The 16821-nt window shown below is 57.9% G+C and carries 14 protein-coding genes; 3 read left to right on the top strand and 11 right to left on the bottom strand.

What is annotated here, in order from left to right:
• Positions 1 to 313: 313 nt before the first annotated feature.
• The 11 genes from ACTNB2_RS04290 to ACTNB2_RS04240 form a co-directional block, all read right to left on the bottom strand.
• Positions 314 to 946, bottom strand: a complete 633-nt coding sequence (locus ACTNB2_RS04290) for a helix-turn-helix transcriptional regulator (RefSeq protein WP_441040819.1) — start codon at positions 944 to 946, stop codon at positions 314 to 316.
• Positions 947 to 977: 31 nt separating this feature from the next.
• On the bottom strand, positions 978 to 1661 hold the full coding sequence (locus tag ACTNB2_RS04285) for a DUF3990 domain-containing protein (RefSeq protein WP_441044786.1): 684 nt from the start codon (positions 1659 to 1661) through the stop codon (positions 978 to 980).
• A gap of 101 nt (positions 1662 to 1762) precedes the next feature.
• A complete protein-coding gene (yihA, locus tag ACTNB2_RS04280; protein ID WP_055252447.1) occupies positions 1763 to 2353 on the bottom strand; it encodes a ribosome biogenesis GTP-binding protein YihA/YsxC in 591 nt (196 codons plus the stop codon).
• Positions 2354 to 2395: 42 nt separating this feature from the next.
• Positions 2396 to 3133, bottom strand: a complete 738-nt coding sequence (mtnN, locus tag ACTNB2_RS04275) for a 5'-methylthioadenosine/S-adenosylhomocysteine nucleosidase (protein WP_441040823.1) — start codon at positions 3131 to 3133, stop codon at positions 2396 to 2398.
• A 79-nt stretch (positions 3134 to 3212) separates the two neighbouring features.
• A complete protein-coding gene (locus ACTNB2_RS04270; protein WP_441040825.1) occupies positions 3213 to 4331 on the bottom strand; it encodes a serine hydrolase in 1119 nt (372 codons plus the stop codon).
• 227 nt (positions 4332 to 4558) lie between these two features.
• Positions 4559 to 5377 carry a pyruvate formate-lyase-activating protein gene (gene pflA / locus ACTNB2_RS04265; RefSeq protein ID WP_427718181.1) on the bottom strand — a complete coding sequence of 273 codons (819 nt, stop codon included), beginning with the start codon at positions 5375 to 5377 and terminating at the stop codon, positions 4559 to 4561.
• Between the two features lie 186 nt (positions 5378 to 5563).
• Positions 5564 to 6418, bottom strand: a complete 855-nt coding sequence (locus tag ACTNB2_RS04260; RefSeq protein ID WP_441040827.1) for a DegV family protein — start codon at positions 6416 to 6418, stop codon at positions 5564 to 5566.
• Positions 6419 to 6968: 550 nt separating this feature from the next.
• Positions 6969 to 7220, bottom strand: coding sequence for an autonomous glycyl radical cofactor GrcA3 (gene grcA3 / locus ACTNB2_RS04255; protein WP_055252439.1), 252 nt, complete (start codon positions 7218 to 7220; stop codon positions 6969 to 6971).
• Positions 7221 to 7305: 85 nt separating this feature from the next.
• Positions 7306 to 9357 (bottom strand): formate C-acetyltransferase, encoded by a 2052-nt coding sequence (gene pflB / locus ACTNB2_RS04250; RefSeq protein WP_427795522.1) that lies wholly within the window; start codon positions 9355 to 9357, stop codon positions 7306 to 7308.
• A gap of 469 nt (positions 9358 to 9826) precedes the next feature.
• Positions 9827 to 10849: a 2-keto-3-deoxygluconate permease gene (locus tag ACTNB2_RS04245; RefSeq protein ID WP_441040829.1), complete on the bottom strand. Its 1023-nt coding sequence runs from the start codon at positions 10847 to 10849 to the stop codon at positions 9827 to 9829.
• 108 nt (positions 10850 to 10957) lie between these two features.
• Positions 10958 to 11707: an SDR family NAD(P)-dependent oxidoreductase gene (locus ACTNB2_RS04240; RefSeq protein ID WP_006234857.1), complete on the bottom strand. Its 750-nt coding sequence runs from the start codon at positions 11705 to 11707 to the stop codon at positions 10958 to 10960.
• 287 nt (positions 11708 to 11994) lie between these two features.
• Here ACTNB2_RS04240 and ACTNB2_RS04235 point away from each other — a divergent pair, with 287 nt between their 5' ends.
• Genes ACTNB2_RS04235 through ACTNB2_RS04225 form a run of 3 tightly spaced genes read left to right on the top strand, consistent with a single transcriptional unit; the run spans position 11995 to position 16663 of the window.
• Positions 11995 to 12444 (top strand): MarR family winged helix-turn-helix transcriptional regulator, encoded by a 450-nt coding sequence (locus ACTNB2_RS04235; RefSeq protein WP_154514934.1) that lies wholly within the window; start codon positions 11995 to 11997, stop codon positions 12442 to 12444.
• The gene (locus ACTNB2_RS04230; protein ID WP_441040830.1) at positions 12441 to 14807 is read left to right on the top strand and encodes an ABC transporter ATP-binding protein; all 2367 of its coding nucleotides are present in this window, start codon (positions 12441 to 12443) and stop codon (positions 14805 to 14807) included. The genes ACTNB2_RS04235 and ACTNB2_RS04230 overlap by 4 nt, the downstream gene beginning before the upstream one ends.
• The gene (locus ACTNB2_RS04225) at positions 14807 to 16663 is read left to right on the top strand and encodes an ABC transporter ATP-binding protein (RefSeq protein ID WP_441040832.1); all 1857 of its coding nucleotides are present in this window, start codon (positions 14807 to 14809) and stop codon (positions 16661 to 16663) included. The genes ACTNB2_RS04230 and ACTNB2_RS04225 overlap by 1 nt, the downstream gene beginning before the upstream one ends.
• Positions 16664 to 16821 lie beyond the last annotated feature (158 nt).

The raw sequence follows: 16821 nt of genomic DNA, 5'->3' as shown, positions 1-16821 counted from the left end.
TCGCGCGACGGGGCAATTCGATCTGCGGATTGTTTTCAGGGGAAGCCCCAAGGAGACCTACGCGACCTCGACAGGATAATCGCATTCGCTGATTTAATATTGCGCTCCTTCGGAGCTGCGGATAAGCGGGCCTCGTGCTGCGGAATGTTTTTAAGGGGATGCCCCCGGGTGGCCCTATGGCAACGTGGCTAGCGATGTCTACAGGAACCCACGCTTTGAAGGGGCGCCGGGCTGAAATAATGGCCTTTTATTGATAGGGGCTCTTGCTAGGCTGGAGCACTTACCAGCAACAGGCTTCGACTATGTGCTTGGTTTACGCCGCACTGGGTTCCTTGTATTCGAAGACTGGTTCTAGGAGGTCTTCGATGTTGCAGTGGAGGACTTTTGCTATGGCTCTTACGCTTGTTACCGAAGCCTCATTGATGTTTCTCTGGCGCTGCTCGTACATTTGGATTGAGCGGAGTGACACACCCGATTCGTATGCTAGGTCTTGTTGGGTTTTCTTAAGCTTCTTTCTTGCTAACGCAAGTTTGGTTTGCCTGGACGCTTTTTTCGCCATATCGCAGACGAGGCGAACCACTCGTTCCTCCGAGGCTTCGTGCCAGGGGTAATACAGACTGCGCAGCACATCAAATGGAACGACATGCAGCAAATCTTCGAAAGACTCTCCTAGGCGCCACTGCAGGTATGCCAGCATCCAGCCCGCCCAATATTCCGGCGTCTTCTCAAATCGATAGGTGCAGTCCGGTATAGGCCTGTTTTGATAGCCCGACCTTTCAGCGATAAGCGCGAACAGCTCAACACCCGATTTTCCCGACACTACCCATGCGTTGCCGCGTTCAAACTCGCGAGCAACCCCGCTCAGGCAAAAGAGTTCAGCAACTTCAGATCCTTCTGCTCCATAGTCATTGACGGCATAGTCGAAGCAGTCGCCGAGGTTGTTCATTGCGTCCTCGAGGTAGTAGACGGGATATGTCCTACTCGGTCCACGATCTGTTAACTCTTGGATCATTTAAATCAACCCTCCCTGCCATTAAATCCCTAATGTCGATGTCTTCGGAATCGAACCCATTGACCGTATCCAAGTATTTGTGTCGAGCATTCTGCTCTCGCTCAAAACGCTTGGGATAAAACTCAGACCCCGAAGCCCGCTTCCAATCGCAGAATCTAATCATCGAAAATGCGCGCTCGCTCATAAGGGCATATTGGATACCCAAATCACCCAAGCACATGATACGTTGCAGCTGTCTGAGCGATATCATGCCGCTGACAAACTGTCTTGCAAACGAAAAATAGGAGTCGTCAGCACGATAGCCTCGAATAACGTCATAAGGAGATGTATCAATTAAGCAGTTATCAAGTAGATAGCGAAGCCCTTCACGCGCCAATGGCGTCGAAACATTGAACTCTCTGTTATTCGCCAGAATTGCAAGCCAATTGAGGATTGAAAACTCCCCAGACTCCAAATCCAAGACCGAAAGGCCATCTAAATCAAGCTCATATCGATTGGCAACGCCATCAGACTCGGTCCGGCATGCCCATTCCATCGCCATTTCCTCATGTGACGTGCAATAAAACCCGCGCCCATAGTCATTGAATTGTCTGCATTTATCCAACGACGGACGTTCGACAACAACCTCCGACCCGTGCCAAAGCTCCATATCGACCTCCGAACAAAAATATCACCCCAGTGATAGTGTACCAACAACTATCACTGGGGTGATATAGATGGATGAATACTATTGTCTGCCAAGAGCCCCTACTAGAGGCAGGCCTCGGCAATGCGGCGCTTGAGCTCGTCGATGCCGGTGCCGGTCTGGGAGCTTGTGATGATTACGTTTTCGGCCGGGACGTTGAGTTGCTTTTTGATGGCTGCCGCTTGGCGTGCCTGCTGGGTGCGGCTGAGTTTGTCGGCCTTGGTGAGGCAGACGATAAAGTTGAACTCGTTGCCCTGCAGGTAGTCGATCATGTCATGGTCGAGCTTGCTGGGGTCATGGCGAATGTCCACCAGCGACACAACCAGGTTAAAGCTGCGCTCGGAGTCGAAGAAGTCGCCGATGAGCTCGGCCCAGCGGTCGCGCTCGGCCTTGGAACGACGGGCGAAACCGTAGCCCGGCAGGTCCACAAAGTGCACGTCGTCGGCCTCGAAGAAATTGATATTGCTCGTCTTGCCCGGCGTGCTCGAAACCTTGACCAGGTTCTTGCGGCCAAAGAGCTTGTTCATGATGGACGACTTGCCCACATTGGAGCGGCCCACAAAGCTCACCTCGGGACAGGTGGACTCGGGGATCTGCGAAACCTTGCCGTAGCTGGCGACGAACTTGGCAAGCTGGTAGTTAATGGAATCGGCCATGGATACTCCTTGGTCGTAGGTTCTTACAATAGGGATGCACGATTACGCAGCGGCGATGCAGCGGACGATATCGAGTGTGATGCCGCTCGCGGTGCGGGCGTACTCGTCCAAATCGAACTCTCGCTCGCAAAACGCGTCATATGCCTCGTCACAATTATCGCTGATAGCACGCAGCACCAGACAATCGACACCGTTCTTGGCTGCAATATGGGCAATCGCAGCACCTTCCATCTCAACGCAATCGGCATGCGTCACGTCGATGGCGGCGGTGCGCATGGCGTCGCCCGTTACAAAGCGGTCACCTGTAGCGATAGTGCCAACCAGGAACTGTTTAGGGTCCTTCTCCGCAGTGGAATCGGAAGCGTAAGCATCGATAAACCCATGTTCGGCAAGCACGGTGGTGGCGATGTCAACCAGAGCCGGTGTCGAGGCAAACTCCTCAAGCTCCGGCGCCGACTCGGCGATGAGCGCCGTGTCGGTATCCAGATAGCGCAGGCACTTGCCAATAACCACGTCATTGATATGGAGTTTGGAGTTTAAGCCACCCGCAATGCCCGAAAACACAACGGCCTGCGGAGCATATTTGCTGATGAGATGCTGTGTTGCACCAGCGGCGTTTACGGTTCCCATGCCAGCGGTCGTGGCGACCACTGACAGACCGTTGAGCTCGCCGCTTACAACGCTCAAGCCTGCCTCTTGCGACACATGGGCGCCGTTCAGTTCTTCTTTAATCTGCGCAACCTCTTTTTCGAGTGCACCGATGATTGCGATGGTAGGCATACCATCCCCCAAACCTGTGAAAACTGTTTATCCACGGTATGGTACCAGCATTTTGACTCAACCGCGCAATACGAAGCCGTTAGGCCAACGCAGCGCGGGTATCGTAGAGCGCCTTGGCGATGGCGGCCACGGCCTCACTCGAACGGTCACTCCACGGCATCGATGACATGATGCTCATAATGTAGGTGTCGCCATCGACATCGATGAGGCCAGCATCGCACGTCGCATTGCAACCTGCCTCGCTGATCCAACCGGCCTTGTTACGCACCATGACATGGTCGTCCTCAATGCCGTCACGGATAAAGGACCGGGTCGTAGAGGCCAGAAGGCCCGACAGCCATTGCGACGTCTCGCTCTCGCGGCTCAAATACTCGCTCATCTCGCGCCACAACTTGGCCGAGGTGCGCGGGCAGTAGGTTGGGAAATCGCTCATTGGATCGAGCGCGACCTCGTCTTCGACGCCGAGTGCGGCAATCCAATCCTCGTAGCCATCTTGATCAAACGTTGCACGCAACGCGATAAACGAGTCGTTATCCGAGTTGACGACCGAGGTCTCGATCAGGTCGCGAACCGTCAGCCAGCCCATACTGTAGCCGCCATAGGTGCCCAGAGTATCATCGAGCGATACTTGCCCTGTCTCGACCAGTAACTCGCAGACGTAGAGTACATAGAGCGCCTTGTAGCTGCTCGCACCGTACACCTCGGCGTCCGCGTTATACGTCACGCCCTTGCCGCTCGACAGATCGTAAAACACCACGCCCACGTCGCCCAATTCCTGGGCCTGATCAAGGGTATCTTGGAGCGCGGCGAGGCTCTCATCCTCAAGGACGGGGATCTGGTCATCAACCAGTGAGAAGGTCTGCACGGTATCGCCTGAGGGAATATCGTTAAAGTCCGCCTTCGAAAGCCTCGTCTTGAGGCTCGCTGTCGACAGGGTTTGACTTGCGGTGGCTTTAGATTTAGAGACCTTTTTGTTTTGCGTCTGTACCGTTGACGCATCTGAGTGTGCCATTCGCTCCGACGCGTAGGTTTTAGCGGTAATTCCGAGGATAATAACCGCCAACGTTAGCATCCCAATGGCGGCAATCTTCGTCACGCGGATGCGAGCGTCGGCAAGGCCACGCGAAGACGTGCCCTTCGTCTCATATCTGCTGCTATGCTGCGGCACATGCTCGTCCCGCGATGCGTTGTTTCGCACGTGGTCTCCTGATTGCTCCCGTTCATATACGAGCAGCATAATACCGAGCAGGCATTTCTTTCCAAAGATATTCAGAAGCGTTTAAGGTGTCTTTAAAGAAACCACAAGCGTATTTATCCAAATGGCACGATTGTGTTGCGCATCTCACCGCAACCCAGAGAGCAGTCTTTTTAGGACGGGGCTCTTTTAGCTACTTCTCCACCCTACCGGCCCCAAATGAGCTACCCCTAGCCGATAGCGTTTTTGAGTTCCGCGCGGCGCTTTTTCATGCCCGTCATGACGGCGTTGCGCAGCTCGGGCATGCGCGCGGTATCCATCTGCGGAACTCCCTCGAGCTTATAGGGAATCCCCAGCTGCTCATACTTGACGACGCCCATCGTGTGATACGGCAGCATTTCCAGGCCCACCACGTTATGCCACGGGGCAATCAGACGACCGAGTGCCTCGCACTCCTCTGCCGTGTCGGTAATGCCCGGTACTACCACGTGACGGATAACGACCTTGATCCTGCGACGCGCCAGCTCATCGCCAAACGCCAGGATGCGCGCAGGATCGCAACCGGTCAGCTTTTTATGCTCGACGGGATCGGCGTGTTTAATGTCGAGCAGCACCATATCGGTCTCGTTGAGTACGGCATCGAACTTCTCGGGATGCGCGGGGTCGAACGCATAGCCGCAACTATCCAAGCAGGTATGTACGCGACCATCGGGGTTGTTGTGCATTGCGCGGAACAGGTCGGCCAAGAACTCAGGCTGCAGGAGCGGCTCGCCGCCGGATACCGTAATACCACCGCTGCGGTAAAACTCATGGTTGCTCTGGAACTCGTCTATCAGGTGCTCGACGGTCACCATGGTGCCGCCGTTAACCGACCAGGTATCGGGGTTGTGGCAATACGCACAGCGCATGGGGCAGCCCTGAACAAACACCACAAAGCGGATGCCGGGTCCATCGACCGTTCCCATCGTCTCGATCGAATGAACGCGGCCCAGGGCAAACGCGGAGTCCTCAGGACGAGCGTCCATACCCTCGAGCTTCATCTCAGCCATTCCCGCTACCTTGCCTCTCATTGGTTTTAGCTACATAAATGCCAGAGTCATTCTAGCCTATATGCTTGATGGCGAAACGGTTTAGCGGTCAATTGGATTGTCCTATTTGGCCCCATGCAAAAGCGGCGGGAAGGTTGTCGCAACCCGCCCGCCGCCGAGGCAATAGAAATCGATAGACGCCAGGCGTTACGCCTTGAGCGTGAGCACCGCGCCGAAGGCGGTCGGGCCGCAATGGCTCGAGATGACGCCGCCGACCTGAGTCCAGGTAACGTCCCTAAAGCCCAGGTCGTGCGCATAGACTTCCATGTCGTCGCGCAGCTCCTCGGAAAGGCCTACCGAATACGCCAGGCCAATGTGCGAGTAGTCAATTTCGCCCTTCGCAACCATGTGGTCAATAAAAGCGCGGGCGCACTTGAGCATAGAGCCGCGGAACTTCTTAGTCGCCACGAACTTGCCGCCCGTTACCTCAATGCAGGGCTTAATCTTGAGCAGATGGGCGCCTAGGAACGCGACGTTGGACAAGCGACCGCCCGCCTTAAGGAAGGCAAGGTCGGTAGGAACAAAGCCCAGCAACACGCGGTCCATAACGGAGCTCGCGAAGGCGAAGATCTCGTCGACGGTGGCATCGGGATGAGCCTCGATGTATTTGGCGGTCTCGACGACAACAAGCGACTGGCCCACCGAGACAAAACGCGTGTCCATGGAGAACACGTAGTCGCGCCCCTCTGCCGCGATCTTCGAGGACTGATGCGAACAGGTCGTGGCCTCGGAATACGCAAGATGCAAAATGGTCGCGTCGGGCTGCTCGGCGTGAATGCGGTCGTACACGCGAGAGAAATCTGCCGGCGCGCAGCCGCTGGTCTTGGGCATCACGCCAAACTCGTTGCAGCGCGAATAGATCTCGAGCGGATCGATCGAGCCGTCCCCGACGGTCTCGTCACCAATCGTGACATGCATGGGCACACGCACAATGCCGTAGCGTTCGCAGAGCTCTGGCGTCACATCCGAACCAGATTCAACCACGATTACGTACTTGCCCATTCTTATCACGACCCATCTCGACGTTGACTTTTTAATATGTGACGCACGTCCGCCGTCCTGCTACAGAACGGTCTCCAAGCGCCAAAGAGACGCCGTCCCTTGCACAAAACAAAGGACAGCGTCTCCCTGGAAAACTCCGTTCTTAGCTGAGATTTTACACGGTTTATTACTAAGTGTTACTTATTCCGCAAACGGTAGCTATACGCGATAAACGGTAGCAAGTAAGTATCCAGAACGCTCAACCCATTAGGAGAGTTCCGCCTAAAGGGTGACTACACAGGACCCCCGCCGGGGCTGTTTGGGCTACCTCCCAAAACATTCCGCAGGACGCAAGAAGCCCTCGCCGCACGAAGTGCGCAGCGAGGGCTTCTTGCATGTCCGAGGACACCAATTTAATTTAGCGTGGTTCCCTAAAGTGCGATAACGCAGGAGACCCGGCAAGGCCGGGAGCACTTTGCCTCGCAAACATTCCGCAGCCGCGAAGCGGCGAGGACGTTTGAGAGGCAAAGTGCGTAGGCCTTACCGGGTCTCCGGTGAGAGTTGAGTCCCTTTAGAACTTGTTGTGGAAGGTACGCGAAATGACCTCGTCCTGCTGCTCCTTGGTGAGCGTGTGGAAGTTCACGGCATAGCCGGAAACGCGGATGGTCAGCTGCGGGTACTTCTCGGGGTGAGCCTGAGCGTCGAGCAGCGTCTCACGGTTGAAGACGTTGATGTTCAGGTGGTGGCCACCCTTCTCGGCGTAAGCGTCGAGCATGTGGACCAGGTTGTCGGCCTGAGTCTCGGAAACTTCAGAAACCTTCATAATGTGTCTCCTTCAATCGATAGGCGCCGGCCGAAACCGGCGCACTAATCAGTAATCGTTATTGTTAGTATAGCACTAACAATAGTTACTCGCCCAGCTGATCAAGGTCGATATCACCAAAGAACACTTGGTCCTCCTTGCCGAGCGCGCCCGGGATGATGGAGAAGGTGTTGGAGATGCCGTCCTGGGCATCGCGGAACGGGAGCTTGGAAACCGAAGACAGCGAAGCGATGGCGCCGTGGCTATCGCGCTTGTGCATGGGGTTAGCACCCGGGGCGAACGGCTGGCCAGCCTTGCGGCCGTCGGGCGTGGAGCCGGTCTTCTTACCGTACACGACGTTGGAGGTAATGGTCAGAACCGAGGTCGTGGGCACGGAGTTGCGGTAGGTGTCGTTCATGCGGATGTACTCCATGAACTGGTGCACAACGTCGTGAGCGATCTGGTCGACGCGGTCGTCGTCGTTACCGTACTTGGGGAACTCGCCCTCGGTCTCGAAGTCGACGATGATGCCGTTCTCGTCACGGACGGGGTGGACCTTGGCGTACTTGATAGCGGACAGGGAGTCAGCCACGACGGAAAGGCCAGCGATGCCCGTAGCGAACCAGCGGTGCACGTGCTTGTCGTGCAGAGCCATCTGGATGCGCTCGTAGCAATACTTGTCGTGCATATAGTGAATGATGTTCAGCGAGTTGACGTACACGCCAGCGAGCCACTTCATCATGTCGTTGTACTTGGCCATAACGTCATCGTAATCGAGCGTGTCGCCCTCGACGGCGCGATACTTGGGACCGACCTGCTTCTTGGAGACCTCGTCAACACCGCCGTTGAGTGCGTACAGCAGGCACTTGGCCAGGTTAGCACGAGCGCCGAAGAACTGCATCTCCTTGCCAATGCGCATGGAGGACACGCAGCAGGCGATGCCGTAGTCGTCGCCGTGGTAAACGCGCATGAGGTCGTCGTTCTCGTACTGGACCGAGGAGCTGGCGACAGAAGTCTTGGCGCAGAACTTCTTGAAGTTCTCGGGAAGACGGGTCGACCACAGAACGGTCATGTTGGGCTCGGGGCTGGTGCCCATGTTCTCGAGCGTGTGCAGGTAGCGGAAGCTCATCTTGGTAACGAGCGTACGGCCGTCAACACCCATGCCGCCGATGGACTCGGTGACCCACTGCGGATCGCCGGTAAACAGGGCCTGGTACTCGGGGGTACGGGCAAACTTGACCATGCGGAGCTTCATGATGAAGTGATCCACGAACTCCTGGATCTGCTCCTCGGTGAAGGTGCCGTTGGCAAGGTCACGCTCAGCGTAGATGTCGATGAACGTAGAGGTACGGCCGATGGACATAGCGGCGCCGTTCTGCTCCTTGACGGCAGCGAGGTAGGCGAAGTACATCCACTGGATGGCCTCCTGCGTGTTGGTAGCAGGTTTGGAAATATCGAAACCATAGGTCTCGGCCATCATCTTGAGCTCGCCGAGGGCGCGGATCTGCTCCTGCAGCTCCTCGCGGTCGCGGATGTTGTCGGCGGTCATGACCGTCGGGGTGGAAGCCTTCTGGGCCTCCTTGTCCTTGATCAGGTAGTCGACACCGTACAGGGCGACACGACGGTAGTCACCGATGATGCGGCCGCGGCCATAGCCATCGGGCAGACCGGTGATGATGTGAGCCGAGCGGCAAGCACGCATCTCGGGGGTGTAGACATCGAAGACGCCGGCGTTGTGGGTCTTGCGCTCGAAGGTGTAGCGCTCGACAACGTTCTCGTCGACCTTGTAGCCGTGCTGGCTGGCAGCCTGGCAAGCGATGCGGATACCACCGTTGACGTGCAGAGCGCGCTTGAGCGGCTTGTCAGTCTGAAGACCGACGATGGTCTCCTTCTCGCGGTGGGCGTTATCGATGTAGCCAGCGGGGTGGCTCACGATACCCGTGACAGTCTTGGTGTCCATATCGAGGACGCCGCCCTGCTCGCGCTCCTTGAGCAGCAGGTCGAGAACCTCGCCCCACAGCTCCTTGGTACGCTCGGTCGGACCGGCGAGGAACGATTCGTCGCCCTCGTAGGGGGTGTAGTTCTTCTGGATGAAGTCTCGGACGTCAACCTCTCCCGTCCAGATGCCTTCCTTGAAGCCTTCCCATGCCTCCTGCATTGTGTAACCACGCTCCTAGTTACGTATAATGCGGCGCTCTCTCACACCGCTGCTTATTGAATTCTTGAATATTCGGGTTGCATGACCGGCTTCATTCGCCTTCCATCGCGCGTTAGCACAGGAAAAAACGTTTGTCCACCTTGGAACTGCAACCCAAAACCCAAGATTTCACCCGTTTGAGAAGGATAACATAGCCACCCCCTTCATCAGGGCTGTTATATGTTTCTTTTTTTATACCATTAGGGCGTTTTTAACAAATCCGCAGGAAATGCGAGCGTGAACAACTACCGTTCACCGATTTGTTTGGTATTTTTCCTTGCCTTTGTACGACGTTCACTCTAGCTGTTATGCCAGCTTTAGCAGGGTAAAGTGCCCCAGAGACCCACAGAAACTGCAGGGCGGCCACGGGATTTCCCCCGGGGCCGCCCTGTGGCGTGGCTAGTTATTTAGCTTTGATTGCCGCTTGGCATTAAGCGGCTGCGGTGACCCTGTCGGCCGCGGCCTTTTTGCTGTCGCCGTGACCCTGGCCCTCAAAATGCTTGTAGCACCAGCTGGTGACCAGCGGGGTCAAAATGGCCGTCACGATGGCGCACGCTGCAACCTGCGCCGTAGCCGTCGCGAGCACGGCGCCACCGTACATGGCCTCGTTGACACTCGCCATGGCGGCAGGCGTGGCCACATTGGCTCCGGCGCAGCTCGAAATAGCCGCACCTGCGACACCCGTACCGCCCGTGAACTTATCGACCGCGATGACGGGAATTGCAAAGACCACCGAGCAGATCACGCCGAGCAGGATGCCGGGAAGACCGCCGTTGATGAGCTGGCCAAAGGTCATGGTCGAGCCCATGGCAAAGAAGACGAGCACGATGATGGCGGAAAGTGCCGGAGCCATCATCTTCTTAAAGCTCGGGAAGAGGTTACCCAGAATAATGCCGACGACAATCGGCAGGATGGCGCCCACGAGCGACCAGCCGATCGGAGCCTGGCCAGCAGCGCCGAGCACGATCATTGTGACCGGAGGGCCGACAACGAGTGTGGTGATGGCGACGGCGCCACGTTCGGCCTCGTTGCCCATGGTGCCCATCAGACCAGCGTACATAGCGTTGTTGGCGCCGGTGCAAGCCGCCAGCATCACCATGGCAGAGATGCCAAACAGGTTGTCGTTGAATACATAAAGGATGAGCAGCGACACGGCAACGACCACGATCTGCTTGACAGCGATGATGATGGCGCCGCGTGCAGCGGCGGCAGGAGCACTTTTAAACGAAATCGTCGTACCGACGATGAGCAAAAAAGCGCCCACGAGCGGGCTTGCACCCTGCTGGGTCATGCCAAGCGTAAAGCTGCCGAGCGTTTTAAACAGGTCGGGGAATAGCGTGTTGAGCAAGCAGCCCAGCAAAAGCGGCACCAAAATATTGGCGCCCGGGATGGAGGACATCTTAAAGAACGGCTCCTTTGCAGCCGGCGCCTCCACCGCAGTCGATTCACTCATATATATCTCCTTTGGATGCATGCGAATCGTAGCCGCACGCGCCTATGTCAGAAAGAAGGCGACAGCCCCGAGTCGCCAGGGTCGCCGCCAAACGATTACCGCGGGGTATTACCCGTCCAGGACGATGCCGCCGTCGCAGTCACCGATCTCGCCGTTCACGAAGCTGGCGAGGTCGGAAGCGAAGAACAGCACCATCTGCGCAGGCTCGCTGGCCTGGGCGGCGCGACCCAGAGGAATACCGTTGATGATGCGCTGAGAGTTCTCGTCAGAAAGGATCGATGTCATGTCGGTAAGCGTGAGCGACGGGCACACAGCGTTGCAGCGGACGCCGAACTTACCGCCCTCCTTGGCGACCGCCTTGGTAAGGCCGTTGACACCGGCCTTGGAGCTCGCGTAGGCCGCGGTGCCGAGCAGGCCGCCGCCGATCTTGCCAGCAACGGAGCTCACGTTGACGATAGTGCCGGCATGTGCCGCCTTAAAGTGCGGGTACACGGCATTCATCATGGTAAAGGTGCCGTTGAGGTTGATGTCGATGGTGCGACGCCACTCGGTGTCGTCGATCTCGTCAAACTTCTTGGTGCTGATGACGCCGGCGCAGTTGATCAGGATGTTGGTTTGCGGCAGGTCCGTAAAAATCTGCTCGACGGTCTCGCGCGCCTTGGGCGCATCGGCGACATCGAGCTGATAGAACTTGTTGCCCTCGCCAAGCTCGGCCACAGCCGCCTCGCCCTTGGCAGCGTTCCTTGCGATGAGCGCGACGTGTCCGCCGCCTGCAACGATACCCTTGGCAATCTCGAGGCCAATGCCCTGAGTGCCACCGGTAACGATCGCGGTTTTACCCGTGAAGTCAAATGCCATGACTCCAACCCCCTTGATTCAGGTGTCTCCTTGCGGGAAGTTGGAGCATCGCACATGGCGATAAATGAGTCCCAGTCGTCATGGTGGTGACAACCCCTCGCCTAACCGCGGGCATGATAGTTCTTTGAAACGCTTCAGCAATTGAATTATTTTAAGTCTTTATGCACTCTTTATATTGCCTAGTGGCCAAGTAGATTTTAGGACATGTCCAGAAATCTACCGAATAGGATGGTTAAGTGGGGGTATCTTTTTTCACCGGAAATAGTTTCTAGTGTTAGGGGTTTTCGGTGAAAGATACCGATTTCCGTGAACTTGGGCGTCAGCTCCTTACCGAGTTCGGCAGCATGCATCAGCGCATTTCGCGCTTTGCGGACAAAGCCCTCAGTGGCGAGATGGCCGTCATGCGCGCCCTCATGCTCGCTGGCGGTTCGCTCACGCCAAGCGAACTCGCCGATCGTGCCTGGGTCTCGAGCGCCCGCATCGCCAATATCCTGCGCGCTCTCGAAGCCAAAGGCTGGGTCGAGCGCGAGCACTCAAAGACCGACCGTCGTCGCGTACACGTCACGGTGACCGACAAGGGATTCCATGATCTCGAAATCAAGCATCGGGAATTCGAGGACCGCACCGCGGCCTTCCTCGAGCAGCTCGGCGAAACAGATACCCAAGAGATGGTGCGCCTTCTTAGGCGTGCCAACGAAATTATCGACCGCAATCAAGAAAGGAGAGATGCCGAGTGAGGATTCTCAAGCTCTTTAAAAAGCATGTCCTAGCACTGTTCGCAGCTATCGTACTTATCGTAATCAGCTGCAACGCCGATCTGGCGCTGCCTACGTATATGAGCGACATCGTCGACGTGGGCGTGCAGCAAGGCGGTATCGCCTCGCCCGTACCTGACACCATTCGCACCGAATCGCTCGACGACCTCGAACTCTTTATGAGCGATAAGGACGCCAAAGCTGTGGAGGCCGTGTTTAGCAAGGCAGATAATAACGGCATTCGAACGTACAAGGGCACCGAGGAGGAGCGCGCCGACGGCGGCAAGATTGCCGACATCGTGAGCCTGCCCGAGACCGTCGTCCTTTCGTTCAACCAGGGCATTGACGCCAACTCCATGGATGACATGATGGGTTCGTCCAGCGAGAAAAACAACAACGCCGCCCAGGCCATGCCCACCCCCGAGCAGATGGCGGCAATGACGCCCGAGCAGCTCGCCGAGATGCAGCAGAAGGCCGCAGCAGCGCAGGACATGCAAAAGCAGATTGATACCGACGGCGGTAAGATCACCATGAAGAGCCTGCGCCTAGGCGTTGAAGGCGGCCTAATCGACCAGGGCAAGCTCGTCGAGGGCGCCAACGATATGGCGGACAAAATGGGCTCCATGTCGGGTTCCATCGTGACCCAACGCGCCGTGAGCTATGTACAAGACGAGTACAAGGCGCAGGGCATCGACCCCGCCGACGTGCAGAACGCCTATCTGGGCCGCATGGCAACCACGATGTTTGGTCTGTGCCTGATCTCGCTCATCGCCACCATCCTGACCGGCGCCGTGGCCTCGCGCACCGCCTGTTCCATCGCACGCGACCTGCGCCGCGAGACCTTCAACAAGGTTATGCACTTCTCGCCGGCCGAGGTGGGCAAGTTTAGCCAGGCCTCGCTCATCACCCGCTGCACCAACGACATTCAGCAGATTCAGATGGCCGCAACCCTGTTTATCCGCATGTGCCTGATGGCCCCCGTCATGGGCATCGTCGCCGTCATGCGCGTCCTGGCCAACCACACCGGCCTGGAGTGGACCATCGCCGTGGCCATCATCGCGGTCTCGGCCGTCGTCGGCGTGCTTATGGGCCTCACCATGCCCAAGTTCAAAAAGATGCAAAGCTTTGTGGACCGCGTGAACCTCACTGCCCGCGAGCTGCTCGACGGCCTTATGCCCATCCGCTCGTTCAACCGCGAGGAGCATGAGCTCGAGCGTTTTGACAAGGCTTCGCTCGACCTAATGACCACGCAGCTCTACACCAATCGCGCCATGAGCTTTATGATGCCGCTCATGATGCTCGTCATGAACTGCATCACCGTGCTTATCGTCTGGTTTGGCGCGCAGGGAGTGTCCGATGGCGTGATGCAGGTCGGCAACATGATGGCGTTTATCTCCTACACCATGCAGATCGTCATGGCGTTTATGATCCTCACCATGGTTTCGGTCATCCTGCCCCGCGCCGAGGTCGCAGCCGAGCGCGTGGAAGAGGTCATCACCTGCCCCACGAGCATCAACGACCCCGCCTCGCCCAAACTGCCCGCCGCCAGCGCACCGCGCGGTGAGCTCACCTTCCGCGACGTGAGCTTCCAGTATCCTGATGCCCGCGCCGACGTCATTAGCGGCGTGAACTTCACCACGCATGCCGGTCAGATGCTCGGCATCATTGGTTCCACGGGCTCGGGCAAGTCCACGCTCGTACAGCTGATTCCGCGCCTGTACGACGTCACGGGCGGCAGCATTTCGCTCGACGGCATCGACGTGCGCGATATGGCCCTTTCCGAGCTTCGCCGCCGCATTGGTTACATCCCGCAGCAGGGACGTCTGTTCTCGGGCACCGTGGAGAGCAACCTTAAGTTTGCCGGCGACATGGTAAGCGACGAGAACATGCACGAGGCCGCGCGCATCGCCCAAGCCGAGGACTTTATCGCCGAGCGCGAGGGCGGCTACGACTCCCCCATCAGCCAGGGCGGCTCCAATGTCTCGGGCGGTCAGCGCCAGCGTCTGGCCATCGCCCGCGCGTTGGCAAAAAAGCCCGAGGTCCTGGTGTTCGATGACTCGTTTAGCGCCCTCGACTACAAGACCGACGCGCGCCTGCGCGAAGAGCTTGCCAAAAACGTTACCGACGCCGCGCTCGTTGTCGTAGCCCAGCGCATCGCGACCATCATGCACGCCGACCAGATCATCGTGCTCGACGACGGTCACGTGGTGGGCACTGGTACGCACGAGGAGCTGCTGCACAGCTGCCCGGCGTACCTGGAGATCGCACAGTCGCAGCTTTCCGCCGAGGAGCTGGGGCTCACTCAAGAAGAAATTGCAGCCGTTATGGAGGGAGGCGAGCACTAATGGCAGACGAGACCAAGACTCAGATTCCCAAGCCCACCCGCCAGCGCGGTCCCATGGGCCGCATGGGTGGCATGGGCCGCGGCGAGAAGGCCAAGGACTTTAAGGGCGCCATGCGGCAGTTGCTCGGCTATATCGGTCAACACAAGGTTGCCGTGCTTGCCGCCGTCGCCTTTGCCGTGTGCTCGGTCGTCTTTAACATTGTGGGACCCAAGGTGCTCGGCCAGGTTACGACCAAGCTGTTCGAAGGCCTGGTCGCCAAGGTCAACGGTACCGGCGATGTCGACTTTGCCTGGATCGCCAAGACGCTCGGCTTTTTGCTCTGCCTGTATCTGGCAAGCTCTGTTTGCAGCCTCATCCAGGGCTGGCTCATGACCGGCGTCACGCAAAAGATTTGCTACCGCATGCGCAAGGAGATCGCCGCCAAGATCGCTGTCGTGCCGATGAGCTACTTTAACGGACACAGCAAGGGCGATGTGCTCAGCCGCATCACCAACGACGTCGATACGCTGGGTCAGTCGCTCAACCAGAGCGTGACGCAGCTCATCACGTCGGTGACGCAGATTATCGGCGTGCTCGTCATGATGCTGTCGATCAGCCTGCCGCTTACCGGCGTCACCGTGCTCACACTGCCGGCCGCCGCGATTATCCTGACCGTGATGATTCATTTCTCGCAGCCGTACTTCCGCGAGCAGCAGCAGGTCCTGGGCACCGTCAACGGCATTATCGAGGAGGACTTTGCCGGCCAGAACGTCATTCAGGTGTTCGACCGCGCCGAGGCCTCAATCGAAGAGTTCGACCGTCAAAACGACCGCCTCTTTATTAGTGGCTGGCGCTCGCAGTTCCTGTCGGGCCTGATGATGCCGCTTATGAGCTTGGTGGGTAACATGGGCTACGTGGGCGTGGTCGTGGTGGGCGCACAGCTCGCGCTGACCGGCAATGCCACGCCCGGCGACATCCAGAGCTTTATCCAGTACGTTCGCAACTTTACGCAACCCGTGCAGCAGCTGGGCAACGTGAGCAACACGATGCAGTCTATGGCCGCTGCCACCGAGCGCGTCTTTGAGTTCCTGGCCGCGCCCGAGGAGGAGCAGAAGGCCAACGCGCAGATTCCCGAAAAGCGCCCTGGCCATGTGGAGTTTGACCACGTCAAGTTTGGCTACACGCCCGACAAGACCATCATCCACAACTTTAGCTGCGAGGCACAGCCCGGCCAGACCATCGCCATCGTCGGTCCCACCGGCGCCGGCAAGACCACGCTCATTAAGCTGCTACAGCGCTTCTACGACGTGGACGGCGGCTCGCTGCGCGTCGATGGCGTCGACGTACGCGATTGGGACCGCGCGGCACTGCGCGGCGAGTTTGCCATGGTGCTGCAGGATACGTGGCTGTTTAACGGCACCATCCGCGAGAACATCCGCTACGGACGCCCCGATGCAAGCGATGCCGAGGTCGAGGCCGCTGCACGCGCTGCACGCTGCGACCACTTTATCCATACGCTCGCCGGCGGTTACAACTTTATGATCAACGAGGAAGGCACCAACCTTTCGCAGGGCCAACGCCAGCTCGTGACCATTGCCCGCGCCATTTTGGCCGACCGCCCGGCGCTGATTTTGGACGAGGCGACATCCAACGTCGATACCCGCACCGAGGAGCTTATTCAACGCGCCACGGATGCGCTGATGCAGGGCCGTACCAGCTTTGTTATCGCACACCGCCTGTCCACGATCCGCAACGCCGACGTGATCTTGGTAATTCGCGACGGCGACATCGTCGAGAAGGGCACGCACGACGAGCTGCTCGCCCAAGGCGGCTTCTACGCCGACCTGTACAACTCGCAGTTCGACGAAGCGGCGTAAATTCTGCCGCAGGGAACGGATAACGCCCGAAAACGGGGGCGCAGGACAACCTGCGCTCCCGTTTTTTGTTCTGCGACCCTCAAACCGCCTCCCCTGGGACCAAATCGACGGCCTCTTCCAAGCCGCGTGGCATCATTCCATTCCAGGGCCAGCCAACG

It is taken from the genome of Collinsella sp. HCP28S3_G2 (assembly GCF_052065125.1).
In the GTDB taxonomy this organism is placed as follows: Bacteria; Actinomycetota; Coriobacteriia; order Coriobacteriales; family Coriobacteriaceae; genus Collinsella.
Note: the sequence above shows the minus strand (reverse complement) of the source record. Positions and strands in the feature narration are given on the sequence as shown.